This is a genomic window from Acetivibrio ethanolgignens (assembly GCF_001461035.1).
In the GTDB taxonomy this organism is placed as follows: domain Bacteria; phylum Bacillota; class Clostridia; order Lachnospirales; family Lachnospiraceae; genus Velocimicrobium; species Velocimicrobium ethanolgignens.
In genome coordinates this window covers 76,707-92,897 of sequence record NZ_LNAM01000175.1, presented here as the reverse complement: position 1 = coordinate 92,897, position 16,191 = coordinate 76,707, and the positions used below count along the sequence as shown (strand labels likewise).

General features: G+C 45.6%; 18 protein-coding genes and 1 pseudogene. 15 read left to right on the top strand and 4 right to left on the bottom strand.

Translation table 11 applies throughout. From position 1 onward, the window contains the following. Positions 1-11: 11 nt before the first annotated feature. From ASU35_RS13005 to ASU35_RS12995, 3 genes are all read right to left on the bottom strand, one after another. Positions 12-287, bottom strand: coding sequence for a putative Se/S carrier protein (locus tag ASU35_RS13005; RefSeq protein WP_058353432.1), 276 nt, complete (start codon positions 285-287; stop codon positions 12-14). Between the two features lie 5 nt (positions 288-292). After that, positions 293-1,564 carry a double-cubane-cluster-containing anaerobic reductase gene (locus tag ASU35_RS13000; RefSeq protein ID WP_058353431.1) on the bottom strand — a complete coding sequence of 424 codons (1,272 nt, stop codon included), beginning with the start codon at positions 1,562-1,564 and terminating at the stop codon, positions 293-295. Positions 1,565-1,712: 148 nt separating this feature from the next. After that, positions 1,713-2,948, bottom strand: a complete 1,236-nt coding sequence (locus ASU35_RS12995; RefSeq protein WP_058353430.1) for a galactokinase — start codon at positions 2,946-2,948, stop codon at positions 1,713-1,715. 167 nt (positions 2,949-3,115) lie between these two features. On the opposite strand from ASU35_RS12995, the gene ASU35_RS12990 reads away from it, so the two are divergent. From ASU35_RS12990 to ASU35_RS12930, 15 genes and pseudogenes are all read left to right on the top strand, one after another. Further along, entirely contained in the window at positions 3,116-4,015 is a 900-nt protein-coding gene (locus tag ASU35_RS12990; protein WP_058353429.1) for an AraC family transcriptional regulator, read from the top strand. Beyond that, the gene (locus ASU35_RS20510) at positions 3,999-4,124 is read left to right on the top strand and encodes a hypothetical protein (RefSeq protein WP_278278076.1); all 126 of its coding nucleotides are present in this window, start codon (positions 3,999-4,001) and stop codon (positions 4,122-4,124) included. The genes ASU35_RS12990 and ASU35_RS20510 overlap by 17 nt, the downstream gene beginning before the upstream one ends. Beyond that, a pseudogene (locus ASU35_RS18835) lies at positions 4,085-4,183 on the top strand (TrmH family RNA methyltransferase); the annotation flags it as partial. The gene ASU35_RS20510 and the pseudogene ASU35_RS18835, both read left to right, overlap by 40 nt. A gap of 148 nt (positions 4,184-4,331) precedes the next feature. Continuing rightward, positions 4,332-5,258 carry a beta-ketoacyl-ACP synthase III gene (locus tag ASU35_RS12985; RefSeq protein WP_058353428.1) on the top strand — a complete coding sequence of 309 codons (927 nt, stop codon included), beginning with the start codon at positions 4,332-4,334 and terminating at the stop codon, positions 5,256-5,258. A 65-nt stretch (positions 5,259-5,323) separates the two neighbouring features. After that, the gene (acpP, locus tag ASU35_RS12980) at positions 5,324-5,545 is read left to right on the top strand and encodes an acyl carrier protein (protein ID WP_058353427.1); all 222 of its coding nucleotides are present in this window, start codon (positions 5,324-5,326) and stop codon (positions 5,543-5,545) included. Between the two features lie 15 nt (positions 5,546-5,560). Continuing rightward, complete coding sequence (gene fabK / locus ASU35_RS12975; RefSeq protein ID WP_058353426.1) at positions 5,561-6,499, top strand: enoyl-[acyl-carrier-protein] reductase FabK; 939 nt, start codon at positions 5,561-5,563, stop codon at positions 6,497-6,499. After that, complete coding sequence (gene fabD / locus ASU35_RS12970; protein ID WP_058353425.1) at positions 6,492-7,403, top strand: ACP S-malonyltransferase; 912 nt, start codon at positions 6,492-6,494, stop codon at positions 7,401-7,403. The genes fabK and fabD overlap by 8 nt, the downstream gene beginning before the upstream one ends. Next, on the top strand, positions 7,390-8,130 hold the full coding sequence (gene fabG / locus ASU35_RS12965; protein ID WP_058353424.1) for a 3-oxoacyl-[acyl-carrier-protein] reductase: 741 nt from the start codon (positions 7,390-7,392) through the stop codon (positions 8,128-8,130). The genes fabD and fabG overlap by 14 nt, the downstream gene beginning before the upstream one ends. A gap of 14 nt (positions 8,131-8,144) precedes the next feature. Further along, a complete protein-coding gene (gene fabF / locus ASU35_RS12960; protein ID WP_058353423.1) occupies positions 8,145-9,383 on the top strand; it encodes a beta-ketoacyl-ACP synthase II in 1,239 nt (412 codons plus the stop codon). Positions 9,384-9,389: 6 nt separating this feature from the next. Further along, a complete protein-coding gene (gene accB, locus ASU35_RS12955) occupies positions 9,390-9,818 on the top strand; it encodes an acetyl-CoA carboxylase biotin carboxyl carrier protein (RefSeq protein WP_058353422.1) in 429 nt (142 codons plus the stop codon). A gap of 15 nt (positions 9,819-9,833) precedes the next feature. Next, positions 9,834-10,262, top strand: a complete 429-nt coding sequence (fabZ, locus tag ASU35_RS12950; protein ID WP_058353421.1) for a 3-hydroxyacyl-ACP dehydratase FabZ — start codon at positions 9,834-9,836, stop codon at positions 10,260-10,262. Between the two features lie 9 nt (positions 10,263-10,271). Beyond that, entirely contained in the window at positions 10,272-11,645 is a 1,374-nt protein-coding gene (locus tag ASU35_RS12945; RefSeq protein WP_058353420.1) for an acetyl-CoA carboxylase biotin carboxylase subunit, read from the top strand. A gap of 6 nt (positions 11,646-11,651) precedes the next feature. Then, positions 11,652-13,355 (top strand): acetyl-CoA carboxylase carboxyltransferase subunit alpha, encoded by a 1,704-nt coding sequence (locus tag ASU35_RS12940; protein WP_083504302.1) that lies wholly within the window; start codon positions 11,652-11,654, stop codon positions 13,353-13,355. Positions 13,356-13,370: 15 nt separating this feature from the next. Beyond that, on the top strand, positions 13,371-14,441 hold the full coding sequence (locus ASU35_RS12935; RefSeq protein WP_058353419.1) for an NAD(P)H-dependent flavin oxidoreductase: 1,071 nt from the start codon (positions 13,371-13,373) through the stop codon (positions 14,439-14,441). 48 nt (positions 14,442-14,489) lie between these two features. Then, positions 14,490-14,927, top strand: a complete 438-nt coding sequence (locus tag ASU35_RS12930) for a MarR family winged helix-turn-helix transcriptional regulator (protein WP_058353418.1) — start codon at positions 14,490-14,492, stop codon at positions 14,925-14,927. 95 nt (positions 14,928-15,022) lie between these two features. Here the strand turns inward: ASU35_RS12930 and cobD are convergent, their stop codons facing one another. Then, the gene (gene cobD / locus ASU35_RS12925; RefSeq protein ID WP_058353417.1) at positions 15,023-16,120 is read right to left on the bottom strand and encodes a threonine-phosphate decarboxylase CobD; all 1,098 of its coding nucleotides are present in this window, start codon (positions 16,118-16,120) and stop codon (positions 15,023-15,025) included. Positions 16,121-16,191: the final 71 nt, after the last annotated feature.

Here is a 16,191-nt window from a genome sequence, read left to right as displayed (position 1 = left end):
CTTTTTGCCAATCAGCAGAATTTTCCACGGTAGGGATTAATCTGGCAGGGCATTTCTACAATTGAATAATATCTTGCCTTATGTTCTTTGATACAATCAGTTACGGCCTTGATGGCAGAAGCTTCTATCAAAAGAGACATTCCGCAGGAAAGCTCTCCCTGGATTGTCCGGGGAGTTGGTGCAATACGAGAAGGAAGTCCTTTCTTTTGTAAAAGTTCCTGAAGGGCCAGACCATGCGTATAATTTTCAAATAAAATATAGTAATTCAGATCTGTAGTATCTGCCATAAAGCTTACCCCAGCATCTCAACAAAGGCTTCGATACGGGTTCTTAACTGTTGTTCATCGGTATCAGTATAATCCGTTTCGATACCAAGAACAGGGATACCAGCTTCTTTGAGAGCCTTTTCCACAGTATAGCCCTCTGTGTCATAAAGGCAGCAGAACTTGAGGTTGACATCAATAACACCATCCACCTGATATTCCTTAGCCATCCGCAGAATATCATCAATACGTCCGGTATTAGGTGTAAAGCAGGCACAGTTGGTTTTCATGTAACGCTGGGACAGTGCTATGTACTGCTCCTTGAGTGTAGTTTGGGTTTCATCCACCAAATTTTCAAAGTAGCGGGTTCCCGTACACATTTCTTCACAGACAACCGCAGCTCCACTGGTTTCAATGATATGATGCAGCTTCCAGTTTGGAATAGCAAGCGGAGTACCTGTAAGAAGAATTCTCTTTGTACCTTCAGGAAATACGGATACACCCTTTGTAATCCTCTCTTCCAGCTCGTCGGCCAGCTTATTTGCCATCTGGGCACAGCGAACCGGATCATCAAAGAAAGCAATCTGCATCATTAAAAGAGCATCCTTTCCGCTGATTGGAAGTAACTTGGACTTTCTGGCTTCAAATACTCTTGCCAGAGCCTTCCGTTTTTCATTAATAATCTTAATAGCGTGATTCAGTTTTTCAGGAGTAATTGTATTTCCAGTCAGTTTTTCTACTACCCCGGCAAATTCTTCAATTTCTTCAGCCCATTTTACAATATCTTTTTCCCGTTTCATCTGAGGAACATCCATGATATGAAGGGGAACATCTTGTCCCAGGATTTCCCAGGCTTTCTTTTTACCATCGCAGGTGGTTTCACCAACGTACATATCAGCGATACGGAAGAAAGGGCAGGTGCGGCCCAGTCTGGCACCAACAGAAGCCTTGATTAATGGACAGGTGCTTTTGGGGAGAACAGCTTCTCCATCCGGAACCCAGAACTGGGAGCCGCCGCACAGACCAGTAACGATACCATCTGCAGCGATAACAACTTCATCAGGAACATAGACACAAAAAGTTCCGAATACCTTCTGACCATTTTTCTGAGCTTCAATTAACTCAGAAGGGCGGATGCCATGAATTTCAGAGACAACAAAATCCCAAAAGTTCATAGCTTCCGGACGGCTTTTCTGGGACAGGTAAACGTCACCAAAAGCCGTCGGCAGTACTTGGCAAAGGGCATCGTGAGTTTCAAGATCCATTCCTAAAGATTTCCACATTTCTACATAGTTTGACATAATAATACCTCCTCTTTTCCAATATTTTAGCATAGTTTGGAGAAAAGAACAAATTCATAATCATTATGTTTTAAAAGGAGATTATAGAAAAATACTATAAGTATAAAAAGAAAGGGAGCAGACTTATAGGGCCTGCTCCCGTAGGTTCTTAAGAAATATGAATGGCTCCGACAGGGCGGACATTCATAGGATAAACATTTTCTTCACCAAAATATTTGGAAATGTAGGAAACATAGCTGTCAGCGTCTGTCTTCGGCAGGATACAGGCAATTACACCGGCAAAGCCGCCGCCATGGACACGGCAGATACCGCGGCCGTTCTTATCCAGGAAAAGCTGGGTCAGGGCAAGAGCCAAGGTAATCTTCTGCTCCTGTGGATTTTGGTTGGTGTAGCAGTTCTGCAGCCACTCCCAGGAGGAGGTACCAGAGGCCTGAATCAGCTTTAATAAGCTTTCAGCATTTCTTTCTTCCATGGCCTTGGCAGCATCCTCAACACGTTTTGTTTCGGTAAAGAAATGAAGGGCTCTCAAAACAGCACGGTCATTTTCAATATCGCCTATATGGGATAAAAGGGCTTCCAGCTTAGTCTCGCATAACAGACTGGCACCAGCAGCTTTCGCAGCCTCCTTCATTTCGGATGGAATCTCCGAATACTCCTGGCTTAAATCAGCATGTCCCTTGCCGGTGTTTACGATAACTAGCTCATAGCCGATATCATGGAAGGAAAAATCAACCTTTTCATATTTTGGATTTTTGGCATCGGAAAAATCCAGAAGAATGGTGCCGCCAACAGCACAGGCAAGCTGGTCCATCAAACCAGAGGATTTTTCCCAGTATACGTTTTCTGCATACTGGCCGATTTTAGCAAAATCTACATAGGTCATGGCATTATCATTGAAAAGGTAATTTACGATAGAGCAGATAAGCATCTCGAAGGAAGCAGAGGAGCTGACACCTGCAGCACGGATAACCGTGGTAGATACACAGGCATCAAAGCCGGCAGTCCTAAAACCGAATTTCTGAATGGCTTCCATCATACCTGCAACCAGAGACTCGGTACCCTGATTTTTCGGGACAGAGGAAAGCTGAGATAAGTCAATTAGGATTTCTCTGTCGTAGCCCTCACTGGTAATATGTATCACATTAGTATTATTTTTTGCAGCAGCACCTATGGTATCCAATGTGATGCTTCCGGCGATAACCTTGCCGCCGTTGTGGTCGGTGTGATTACCGATGATTTCTGTTCTGCCCGGTGCGGTAAAGAATTCGGCAGAATCGTGCTGGTACTTTTTTGCAAGCTGGTCAGCCAGTACATGGAAGCGTCCGGAACTGATTTTGCTTTCTCCATAAATTTTTTCTAATACGGTACAATCTGGTGTGTTCATTTTTTACCTCCCAATACATTTATTTGCTTATATTAATCATTATATCGCTTTATCAGGGAAAAAACCTTGATTATTCAGCGTATAAAAAGGAAAATATTGCGTTTTTCAACTGAAAAGTGGTAAAATAGAAAAAAATAAAGGGAAATTGTTGATTTTGGAGGAGAAGGATGCAGATTGTTACAAATCAGTTTCAGAAGGAATTAAAAAAGCATGGAAGCGATGAATTTCCGTTTCTGGTGAGCTATGAAAGTCTGTCCGGCTATGAGTCCGGCTCCTTTTTCTGGCACTGGCATCCGGAGATAGAGCTTACCCTTGTGGAGAGGGGACAGATGGTATATAAGGTGAATCAATACAGCTTCCATTTAAAGGAAGGCGATGTTCTCTTTGGAAATGCAAATGCTCTACATGCCGGCTTTATGTACGAAAACAGAGATTGCTCTTATATTTCCATAACCTTTGATCCCAAGCTTATTTATGGTTTTCGTCAGAGTCGGATTTGTCAGAAGTACGTGGAGCCGATTACCCGGGATTTTTCTCTGGCGGGAATTCATTTTGAAGCACAGTGGGAGGAGGGGGATAAGGCAGGGCAGATGCTTCGAGAAATTATTCGCCTGGATGAAGAAAAACCGGATGCTTATGAGCTTGATATTGTTGAAGAGCTTCGGTCCTTTTGGAAGCTTCTTTTAAAAAGCAGCCGTTCGGGAACTGATTATACGGCACATGACAGGACAGAACATGAAAGAATCCGGAAAATCATGGACTATATTGAACAGAACTATCAAAATAAGATTTCTCTGGCTGACATTTCCAGGCACATCCACCTGTGCGAAAGCGAGTGCAGCCGCCTCTTTAAACGATATATGAATATGTCGCTGTTTGGCTTTTTACAGGAATACCGCATTGAGCGGAGCCTGGAAGCCCTAGGAAATTTGGAATGCTCTATTACGGAAGCAGCTGCCAGTGCAGGCTTTTTGGACCCGAATTATTATTCTAAGGTATTTGCAAAGTGTAAAGGAGTAAGTCCGAGACAGTATCGGAAGGAGATAAAATATGCCAAATATCATTGAAATAACTGATTTTGAAGCACCGGAATTAGATGTATATGCCCGGCTAACAGAGGGGCAGCTTTTACCGCCTGTGACTATACGGTGTGTATTCCTATGTCCCACGGGGTAGATTCTTTAAACGTTGCAGCCGCCAGTGCAGTGGCTTTTTGGCAGCTTGGAGTAAGGTAAAAGATTTTAGGGTGAAAGAGGAAATTTTAATATTTCCCCTTGACACCCTTGCTTTTTTGTAATATACTTTGAAAGTCAAATTATTTTTAAATAAAAATATTAAAAATTCAAAATAAAAAGAAATGATTTTGAGAAATGAGGTTCAGACATGACAGGAAGAATCTGTGGAACGGGCTCTTTTATACCAGAGTATTGTATGGATAACGAAGAGTTTTCGGGTATGGTAGATACAAGTGATGCATGGATTCGGGAGAGGACAGGAATTGTACGGCGGCACATTGCCAGGGCAGAGACAGTCGCCTTTATGGCAGCAGAGGCAGGAAAGAGGGCTCTTGAAAATGCGGCAGTAGAGGTAGCAAAGCTGGAGCTGATTATCGTGGCAACCTTTTCAGCCGAGGCAGTGCTTCCCAGTGTGGCCTGTGAAGTGCAAAAAGAAATCGGTGCTAAAAAGGCGGTCTGCTTTGATATCAATGCGGCCTGTACAGGATTTCTATTTGCCTATCAGACAGCCCAGGCCTATATAGCTGCAGGTATTTATAGAAAAATTCTTTTAATTGGTGCAGAGAAGCTGTCAAGCCGGGTGGACTGGACAGACAGAGGCACCTGTATTCTCTTTGGAGATGGGGCTGGAGCGGTAGTGCTGAAGGCAGAAGGAGGAGAGCTTCTTCCGATGTGTGCCTATTCTGATGGGGAAAGCAGTAAAGCTCTTACCTGCCGGGAACCGGAGCTTACGATAAAAATGGATGGACGCAGAGTATTTGAATTTGCCGTCCGACGAGTACCAGAGGCCATTGCAGAGGTTTTGGAAAAAAGCCAGCTTAAAAAAGAGGATATCCGGTTCTTTCTTTTACATCAAGCAAATGAGAGGATTGTTGCGGCAGTGGCAAAACGACTTTCGGTGGAGGCAGAACGGTTCCCGATGAACCTTTCGGAATACGGGAACACCTCAGCAGCTAGTATCCCTATTTTACTGGATGAATTAAACCGGTCAGGAAGACTTAGAAGAGGAAATCATCTTATACTCGCAGGCTTTGGAGCCGGTCTTTCCTGGGGAGCATCTTTGATAAAGTGGTAGAAAATGTGGTAATTGCCGGAGATTTCCGGATTACATAGTATTTAATAAAAAAGGAGATTAAAGATATGTTTGAAAAGGTAAAGGAAATTGTAGCAAAGGAATTAGGCTGTGAAAGGGACACATTAGCTATGGAAACCTCTTTTAAGGAGGATTTAGGTGCAGATTCTCTGGACTTATTTGAAATGGTCATGTCCTTTGAGGAGGAATTTGGAAAGGAAATTCCTACGGAGGAGCTAGAGAAGCTGACTACCGTAGGTGCAGTTGTAGAATATCTGGAGCAGGACTAAGGAAGGACGAGGTGCATGAGAACCAGATTAAGTGAATTATTAGGAATCGAATATCCGATTATTCAGGGTGGTATGGCCTGGGTAGCAGAAAGTCAGCTGGCTACTGCAGTCTCTGAGGCTGGAGGCCTTGGACTTATCGGAGCTGCCAGTGCTCCGGCTGAATGGGTGCGGGGGCAGATTCGTAAAGTAAAGGAGCAGACAGATAAGCCCTTTGGTGTCAATATCATGCTGATGAGCCCTTATGCAGACGAAGTGGCAAGGGTCATAGCAGAGGAGGGCGTAAGGGTAGTAACGACGGGAGCAGGCAATCCGGAAAAATACATGAAGCTATGGAAGGAAGCTGGTGTAAAGGTAATTCCTGTGGTTGCTTCTGTGGCACTGGCAAAACGGATGGAGCGTTGTGGTGCTGATGCAGTAGTAGCCGAAGGCTGTGAGGCAGGCGGTCATATCGGCGAGAGCACGACGATGGTTCTGGTACCGCAGGTGGCAGATGCCGTGGGGCTTCCTGTTATTGCAGCGGGCGGTATTGCAGATGGAAGAGGTGTTGCGGCGGCCTTTATCCTGGGAGCAGAGGGCGTACAGCTGGGGACTCGTTTTGCAGTGGCAAAGGAAGCTGTGGTACATCAAAACTATAAAAATAGTATTTTGAAGGCAAGGGATATTGATTCCAGAGTTACAGGACGAAGCACCGGACATCCGATTCGGGTTCTTAGAAACCAGATGGTAAGACAGTATCTGGAGCTGGAAAAGGATGGAGCTTCCTTTGAGGAGCTGGAAAAGCTGACACTGGGAGCTTTGAGAAAGGCTGTTGTAGAAGGTGATGTAATAAATGGAAGTGTAATGGCTGGTCAGTGTGCGGCTATGGTGTCAGAGGAGCTTACCTGCAGAGAGCTGATGGAAAAGCTTGTTAAGGAAACCGACGATTTGATTAAGAAAGCAGGATTTTATGAATAAAACAGCATTTATTTTCCCGGGTCAGGGTGTGCAAAGGGCCGGTATGGGAAAGGATTTTTATGAAAACAGCCAGGTAGCAAGAGAAATTTTTGAGGAGGCCTCTGAGGTGCTTTCCATGGATATGAAGGCACTTTGCTTTGAAAAAAATGAACAGCTTGATAAGACAGAATTTACCCAGGCTGCCCTGGTAACGACCTGTCTTGCTATGCTTTCAGCGGTAAAAGAGGCAGGATTTTCAGCAGATGTGACAGCAGGCTTAAGTCTGGGAGAATACTGTGCTATTGTGGCAGCAGGCGGCATGAGTGCAAGGGAGGCCATTTATGCTGTAAGAAAACGGGGAATTTATATGCAGGAGGCAGTACCGGCGAAAGAAGGAGCTATGGCAGCAATTCTTGGCATGACTGCCGAAGAGGTAGAAGCTGGTATTCAGGGAATCCCGGATGTGTATGTAGCAAACTACAACTGTCCTGGCCAGTTGGTGATTACCGGAAGGACGAAGGCAGTCAAAGCGGCTAAGGAAGAGCTTTTAAGCCGGGGAGCAAAAAGGGCTGTTGATTTGAATGTGAGTGGGCCCTTTCATTCTCCGCTGTTAGAGGCAGCGGGGGAAAAGCTCGAAAAGGAGCTTTCTAAGCTTATCTTTACAAAGCTTACACTTCCTTATGTGACAAATGTGACTGCAGAATATGTAACAGAGATCGGAAAAACAAAGGAGCTTCTAAAAAAGCAGGTGGCTTCTGGCGTACGCTGGCAGCAGAGTATGGAGGTTATGCTTAAAAATGGAATTACCACCTTTATAGAAATTGGACCGGGACAGACATTAAGAGGATTTTTAAAGAAGATTGCCCCAGAGGCAAAAGTTATCAATATTGGTACATGGAAGGAGCTTTTATATGTTAAAGAATAAGATTGCTGTAGTGACCGGAGCGTCCAGAGGAATTGGAAGAGCGGTTGCAGTGGAGCTGGCCGGGCAGGGGGCTTTTGTAGTGATTAACTACAACGGCTCCGAAGAAAAGGCTATTGAGGTAAAGGAAGAGATAGAAAAAAAAGGCGGCCGAGCCAGCCTGTACCGGTGTAATGTTGCTTCCTTTTCAGAGTGTGAGACATTTATTAAAAAAATAATAGAGGATTTTGGAAGAATAGATATTTTAGTAAATAATGCGGGCATTACCAGAGACGGTCTTTTGATGCGGATGAGCGAAGAGGACTTTGATGCTGTGCTGGATGTAAATTTAAAAGGAGCCTTTCACTGTATGCGATTTGCAGCACGGCAGATGATGAAGCAGCGGGATGGAAGAATTATTAACATGGCTTCTGTAGTAGGTGTGGCAGGCAATGCAGGACAGGTAAATTATGCAGCCTCTAAGGCGGGAATGATCGGACTTACAAAAAGTGCGGCAAAGGAGCTGGGAAGCCGTGGAATTACGGTGAATGCTATTGCACCGGGCTTTATTGAAACCGAAATGACCCAGGTGCTTTCTGACGAGGTAAAGCAGGCAGCGGCAGCCCAGATTCCGCTGGGCAGCTTTGGAAGGCCGGAGGATGTGGCAAAGGTTGTGGCCTTTTTGTCATCGGGAGGAGCCGCTTATATTACCGGACAGGTGATTCATGTAGACGGTGGAATGGTGATGTAGTTAGGAGGGTTTTTATGAAGAGGCGAGTTGTGATAACAGGACTTGGTGCGGTGACACCTATCGGAAATACCGTGGCAGATTTCTGGGCAGGAATCCGTTCTGGAAAGGTGGGAATCGGTGAAATTACCCGTTTTGATACAACAGAGTATAAGGTGAAGCTGGCGGCAGAGGTAAAGGACTTTTCGACAGAGAACCTGATGGACTTTAAGGCAGCAAAACGGATGGAACGTTTTTCACAGTTTGGCGTAGCTGCGGCAGTTGAGGCTTTTTCAGATGCGGAGCTTTCTATGGAGGCAGAGGATCCTTACCGGATTGGCGTTATTGTTGGTTCCGGCATCGGAAGCCTGGAGATAATTGAGAGGGAATATAAAAAGATTTTAGAAAAAGGGCCTGCCAGAGTGAATCCCTTGATGGTTCCACTGATGATTTCCAATATGGCGGCAGGAAATATTTCAATTCGGCTGGGACTGAAGGGAAAATGCACCAATGTGGTCACAGCCTGTGCAACAGGCTCTAACTCCATAGGAGATGCCCTCCGGGCAATCCAGCATGGAGATGCGGATGTTATGCTGGCAGGCGGCTGTGAAAGCTGTATCTGTCCGACGGGAATCGCAGGCTTTACGGCATTAACGGCTCTGACAACAGTGACAGACCCTCTTCGGGCATCCATTCCTTTTGATAAGGACAGAAGCGGCTTTGTGCTGGGAGAAGGAGCAGGTATTGTCGTACTGGAGGAGTTAGAGCATGCAAAACGCCGGGGAGCCAGAATCTATGCAGAGCTGGCAGGCTATGGATCAACAGCAGATGCCTACCATATTACCTCACCGGCAGAGGATGGAGAGAGTGCAGCAAGGGCTATGACCCTGGCAATGGAGGAAGCAAAGGTTTCTCCGGAAGAAATTGATTATATTAACGCTCACGGCACCAGTACACGTCACAATGATTTGTATGAAACGAGAGCTATCCGGGCGGCACTGGGAGCGGCAGCAGACAAGGTGGCTGTTAACTCTACCAAGTCCATGACAGGCCATCTTTTAGGAGCAACTGGAGCAATAGAGCTTATTGTATGTGTGAAATCCCTAGAGGAGGGCTTTATTCATCAGACGATGGGAACCAGAGAAACCGAAGAGGAATGCGACCTCAATTATGTGCTAGGGGCACCTCTTGAGAGGCAGATAAAATGTGCCATCAGTAATTCTCTGGGCTTTGGAGGTCACAATGCAGCTTTGCTAGTAAAAAAGTATGAAGGGTAGATAGGCATGGAGATAAAAGAAATCTTAGAGCTGGTGGAGGCTGTTTCAGCATCAAAGCTGACCGGCTTCCGGTATGAGGAAAATGGTGTACGGTTGTCCTTAAAAAAGCAGACCACGGTGACAAAAGCAGAGGCACTTCAGCCGGAAATGGATACAAGAGTTACCGTACAGGCTGTATCTGTGAGGGAGACAACTGCAGAAGAAAAGCTAATCAGCTCACCGCTAGTGGGGACCTTTTATGCAGCTCCGGCAGAGGATGCCGAGGCCTTTGTAAAGACTGGAGATGTAGTGAAAAAGGGACAGGTGCTGGCGATTGTTGAGGCTATGAAGCTGATGAATGAAATTGAATCAGAGTATGATGGCACGGTAGCGGAGATTTTGGTCGAAAATGGCCAAATGGTAGAGTATGGACAGCCCTTGTTTAGGATTGTATAGAGAAAGGAAGAAAACATGAATGCATTGACAGTTAAGGAAATAGAAGAAATTCTCCCTCACCGGCATCCCTTTTTACTGGTGGATGCGATAGAGGATTATGTGCCGGGAGAGTATGCCATTGCCTATAAATGTGTCACCTTCCGGGAGGACTTTTTCAGAGGGCATTTTCCGCAGGAGCCGGTCATGCCGGGAGTTCTGATTATTGAGGCACTGGCCCAGACAGGGGCGGTAGCTATTTTGAGTCAGGCAGAAAAGAAAGGAAAGATTGCCTACTTTGGTGGAATTGAAAAGTGCAGATTTCGCGGCAAGGTAGTACCGGGTGACAAGCTTAGGCTTGAGACCCGGATTATAAGGGAAAAGGGACCGGTTGGTGTTGGCGAGGCAATAGCGTCCGTAGATGGAAGGACAGTTGCCAGTGCAGAGCTGACCTTTATGATCGGATAGGTGAGAACAGTGATAAAAAAGGTATTGATTGCGAACAGAGGAGAAATTGCAGTGCGGATTATCCGGGCTTGCAGAGAAATGGGAATTGAAACAGTTGCAGTTCATTCGGAAGTGGACAGGGAGGCACTTCATACCCAGCTGGCAGATGAGGCAGTCTGCATCGGACCGGCACCTTCGGCCCAGAGCTATCTGAATATGGAGCAGATTATCAGTGCGACTTTAGTATCTGGAGCAGATGCCATTCATCCCGGCTTTGGATTTTTATCGGAAAATGCAAGATTTGCAGCTCTTTGTGAGCAGTGTAACATTACCTTTATCGGACCATCCTCCGCTGTCATTGAGCGAATGGGAAATAAGGCCGAGGCAAGAAATACGATGATAAATGCCGGAGTACCAGTAATTCCAGGAGGGAAAGAGGCTGTTTGGGATGTAGAAGCAGGCAAAGAGGCTGCAAAGGAGGCTGGCTATCCGGTTATGATAAAAGCAGCTCTGGGCGGTGGCGGCAAGGGCATGCGGGCGGCAAAAAAACCGGAGGAATTTGAAAAAAGCTTTCAGACAGCACAGAAAGAGGCCAAGGCAGCCTTTGGCGATGGCACTATGTATGTGGAACATCTGGTGGAGCATCCAAGACATATCGAATTCCAGATACTGGCAGACCATTATGGTAATGTAGTTCATCTGGGAGAGAGAGACTGCTCCATTCAGAGAAATCACCAGAAGCTGGTAGAGGAATCACCCTCAGAGGCAATTTCGGACCAGCTACGAAAGCAGATGGGAGAGGCTGCTGTCCGGGCAGCAAAGGCAGCAGGCTACGAAAATGCGGGAACCATAGAATTTCTTTTAGAAAAGGATGGAAGCTTTTATTTTATGGAGATGAATACCCGGATTCAGGTAGAGCATCCGGTAACGGAATGGGTGACGGGGATTGATTTGATAAAGGAGCAGTTAAGGATTGCTTCCAGGCTTCCACTCTCCTTTTCCCAAGAGGACATTCATTTTAAGGGACATGCAATAGAATGTCGGATTAATGCTGAAAATCCGGCACAGAATTTCCGTCCTTCTCCAGGAAGAATTACCGGAATGTACCTTCCCGGCGGCGAGGGTGTGCGGATTGATACGGCAATTTACAGTGGCTACCAGGTACCGGCCTACTATGATTCCATGCTGGCAAAGCTGATTGTCTATGGAAAGGACAGGAAGGAAGCTATTGCAAAAATGTGCAGTGCTCTGGGAGAGGTTATTATCGAGGGTATTGATACCAATGTGGATTACCAGTATGAGATTATGAATCATCCTCTGTATATATCCGGCGATATTGATATTGATTTTATTGAAAAAATGGAAAGGGCTTCATTGGAAACAGAGCCTTGCTTTGGGAGGTAATAGAGGTTGCAGCTGAAAAATATGTTTAAAAAGACCCGAAGTGCATTTAACAAAGAGGAGGAAAAGACTCTGGAGAAGGCACCGGAGGTGCCGGAGGGACTTTTAAAGAAATGTAATGTCTGCAAAAAGGCGATTTTTACGGAAGAGGTAAAAAGAAATGACTATATCTGCCCGAGCTGTGGAACTTATTTCCGTATTCATGCGAGAACACGGGTGGAGCTTTTAGCAGATGAGAGAAGCTTTGAGGAATGGAGCCAGGGGCTTGAGACGAAGAATCCGTTAAATTATAAGGGCTATGAGGAAAAGATAAAAAAAGCACAGGAAAAGACAGGGCTTGAGGAGGCTGTTTTATGTGGCAGGCTGGCAATCGAAGGAAGAAAGGCCGCAGTTGCTGTCTGCGACAGCCGTTTTATTATGGCAAGCATGGGAGGCGTAGTTGGTGAAAAAATAACCAGGACGATTGAGCGGGCAACAAAGGAGCGTCTGCCGCTGATTATTTTTGCCTGCTCCGGTGGTGCCAGAATGCAGGAGGGAATGACCTCGCTTATGCAGATGGCAAAGACAGCCGCAGCCTTGAAACGGCACAGTGATGCGGGACTTCTCTATATTTCTGTATTAACGAATCCGACAACCGGTGGTGTGACAGCTAGCTTTGCTATGCTGGGGGATGTGATTTTGGCAGAGCCGGGAGCCTTAATTGGATTTGCCGGACCCCGGGTAATTGAGCAGACCATCGGACAGAAGCTTCCAAAGGGCTTTCAGACAGCAGAATTTCTTTTAGAGCATGGTTTTGTTGACCGTCTGGTAGAGCGGAGGGAGCAAAAGGCAGTGCTGTCCCGTCTTCTTATGCTGCATGAGAAAAAGGAGGCAAAGGATAGAAAAAAGGCGGTTTCTTACCAGAAAAAGGCGGCAGGAGAGGAAAGGCAAGAGCTGTCTGCCTGGGATAGAGTAGCCCTTTCAAGACGCTCTGACCGTCCGGTGGGAAGTGATTACCGAAAGCGACTGTTTTCAGAATTTATAGAGCTTCATGGAGACCGTCTATTTAGGGATGACAGGGCAATCTTAGGTGGTGTAGGACTCTTTGAGGGACAGCCGGTGACGGTAATTTTTCAGGAAAAGGGAAAAACAACGAAGGAAAATATTGCACACAATTTTGGTATGCCCTCACCGGAGGGGTACCGGAAGGCCTTGCGGCTGATGAAGCAGGCGGAGAAGTTTCAGCGGCCTGTGATTTGCTTTGTAGATACGCCGGGAGCCTTTTGTGGTCTTGAGGCAGAAGAGAGAGGACAGGGCGAGGCTATTGCAAGAAATCTTTTTGAAATGGCAGGCTTAAGGGTGCCTGTATTATCTATTGTGATTGGAGAAGGCGGCAGCGGCGGAGCATTGGCTCTTGCCGTAGCAGATGAGGTCTGGATGCTGGAAAACTCAGTATATTCCATTCTTTCTCCTGAGGGCTTTGCTACGATTTTGTGGAAGGACAGTAAACGGGCAAAGGAAGCTGCTGAGGTAATGAAAATGACAGCCCAGGATTTAAAGGCTGCTGGGATGATTGAACAGGTCATTGCAGAGCCGGAACAGCTGACTACAGAGACTATGGAAGAGGTCTGTGTGGAGCTTAGGACAGGAATCTGTCGGTTTTTGAAAGCTTCAGGGGAGCTTTCGGAGGAAGAGCTTTGTGAAAAGCGATATCAGAGATTTCGGAAATTTTAGAGAGAGAGGAAAAATATGGATTATAAACCTCTGCAAATTGGAGAAAAGGAAGCTAAAATACCGTTAATACAGGGCGGTATGGGTATCGGCATCAGTCTTGGATCACTGGCAGGAGCGGTAGCAAAGGAAGGAGCTGTTGGTATCATTTCCGCAGCTCAGCCAGGCTTTCGTGAGCCAGATTTTGAAGAGAATCTGCTGGAAGCCAATCTAAGAGCTATAAAAAAGGAATATGAAAAAGCCAGGAGGATGGCTCCAGAGGGAGTAATTGGATTTAATGTCATGGTTGCCATGAATCATTATAAGGAACATGTAGAGGCGGCTGTGGAGGCTGGTGCAGATTTGATTATTTCCGGGGCAGGACTTCCTGTTTCTTTACCAGAATATGTTCCTGTGGAGAAGGCTAAAATTGCACCGATTGTATCATCAGCAAAGGCAGCCGGAGTGCTTTTAAAGCTCTGGGGTAAAAAATATAACCGTACTGCAGACCTTTTGATAGTAGAAGGGCCGCAGGCCGGAGGACATCTGGGCTTTTCTCTGGAGGAGCTTTCTGCTTATGAAAAGTGCCGGGAAAGCTATGAAAAGGAAGTCCTTTCTATATTTCTGATTGTGCAGGAGTATGAAGAAAAATATAAACGAAAAATTCCAGTAGTACTGGCAGGAGGCATTGACAGCAAAGAGGCTGTGGAACGGGCTCTGGAGCTTGGAGCAGACGGTGTGCAGGTGGCAAGCCGCTTTGTGACAACAGAGGAATGTGATGCGGATATCCGTTACAAGGAAAGCTACCTAAAAGCAGAAAAAGAGGATATTGTGCTGGTGAAAAGCCCAGTCGGCATGCCGGGACGTGCGATAAAAAATCCTTTTATTGACAGGGTATATCAAGAGAAAAGAATACCGCCAAAACGCTGCTATGACTGCCTTAAGACCTGTAACCCTGCTGAAACACCCTATTGTATTACGCAGGCTTTAATGAATGCAGCCAGAGGGGATATTGAAAATGCCCTTTTGTTTTGCGGAGCAAGGGCATGGAAGGCAGAAAGGATAGAATCTGTAAAAGAAGTGATTGATTCTTTATTTTTCTCTAAATAATGTGTATAATGGTAGAAGGTATTAAAATTCTTTCAAAGGAGGAAGCAAGTGGATACCTATAAGACGATTAATGACATTCTGGTTCATCTGTTTCATGAAATCTGGGAGCTGGAAGAGAAAGCCATTATTACAGAGGAATTTAAGGATATTACAAATAACGATATGCATATCATAGAGGCTGTAGGAACTTCAGGAGACCGTACCATGTCTGCTATCGCGAAGCAGCTCAATATCACAGCCGGTTCCCTGACGACCTCCATGAACAGTCTGGTAAAAAAACGCTATGTGATAAGAGAACGCAGCGAAGAGGATCGCCGCGTTGTCTATATCCGCCTGACTCCAAAGGGAGAAAGGGCGTATTTTCATCATGCTGATTTCCACCGGCAGATGACAAACGCTGTGATGGGACAGCTGTCAGAGGATGAGATACCGGTACTTATGAAAACTCTGGAGGGACTCTCCACGTTCTTCCGAAGCTACAGATAAAAACATCTTTAAAAGCTGGTTTCCCAAAATTCCGTTTTTTACGAGCGAAATAAATGGATTTATTTTCTGATACACCGTCAGTTGTTAGCAAGCTCTTATTGGACAGCCGCCTTCAATACATCCAGAAGCTCATCATTCTTTTCCGGGCTCATAAAACAGAAGCGGATGTAGCGGTTGTCTAAGAATGGGAAGGTAGAGCAGTCGCGGATCATAAGGCCGCGGCGGATTGCCATATCAAAGAGCTCTTCTGAGGTAAGTCCTTCTTTTTCAATACGGACAAGTACAAAATTGGCAGTAGGTGGATAGACCTTATATTCCGGAAGTTTGGACAGTTCGTCACAGATACGAATCCGTTCGCTGGAAATCAGCTGGCGGGTCGCTTTCTTATATTCTTCATCGGAAAACATAATTTCACCGGCAATAGCAGCCAGGCTGTTAATGGTCCACGGATTCTTCTTCTGGTTGATTTCCTTTATCAAATCAGTATTGCAAAAGACAGCATAGCCCAGGCGGAGCCCTGGAGCAGCAAAAAACTTGGAAATGCCGCGTAGGATAATAATATTGTTGTAATATTCCGTCAGTGGAACCGAGGTTATCTCCTCCATCTGTTCTGCAAACTCCACATAGGTTTCGTCCACCATAACAAAGATATCGCGTTCCTTACAGATATCCAGAATCTGACGCATTTTGTTGCGGGGGATGGCAGTAGAGGTTGGATTGTTCGGATTGCAGATAATTAAAAGGTCAATGTCCTTTTGCAGTTCTTCTGACAAGGCCTGGAGATTTAACTCAAAGTTATCCTCTTCTTTGAGGCTAAAGTACAGGGAACGTCCACCTTCTAAGGAAACCTCACGTTCATATTCTGAGTAGGTCGGGCCAATAATCAGGGCCTTTTTCGGCTTCTGAAGCTGAATCATAATAGAAATCAGCTCGGTAGAACCATTACCGACCAGAATATATTCCGGGTCAGAGTGGATATAGGAGGCAATGGCCTTTCTGAGACTTGTGTATTCCCGATCCGGGTAAGAGGTAATGGCATCAATACGGGAGGCCAGAGTTTCCCGCAGGCGGAAAGAAACCCCAAGGGGGTTTACGTTAGCGGAAAAGCTGGTAATGTCCTCTTTTTTTATGCCATAAATATTTTCTATTTTTTCTAAATCACTTCCGTGAAAATGCTCCTTATGCTTAATCATATTTTAAAATCCTTTCTGAAAACGTTGTACAAAGGTCAAAATCAGTGGTATAATTTACTATTATAAGGCAT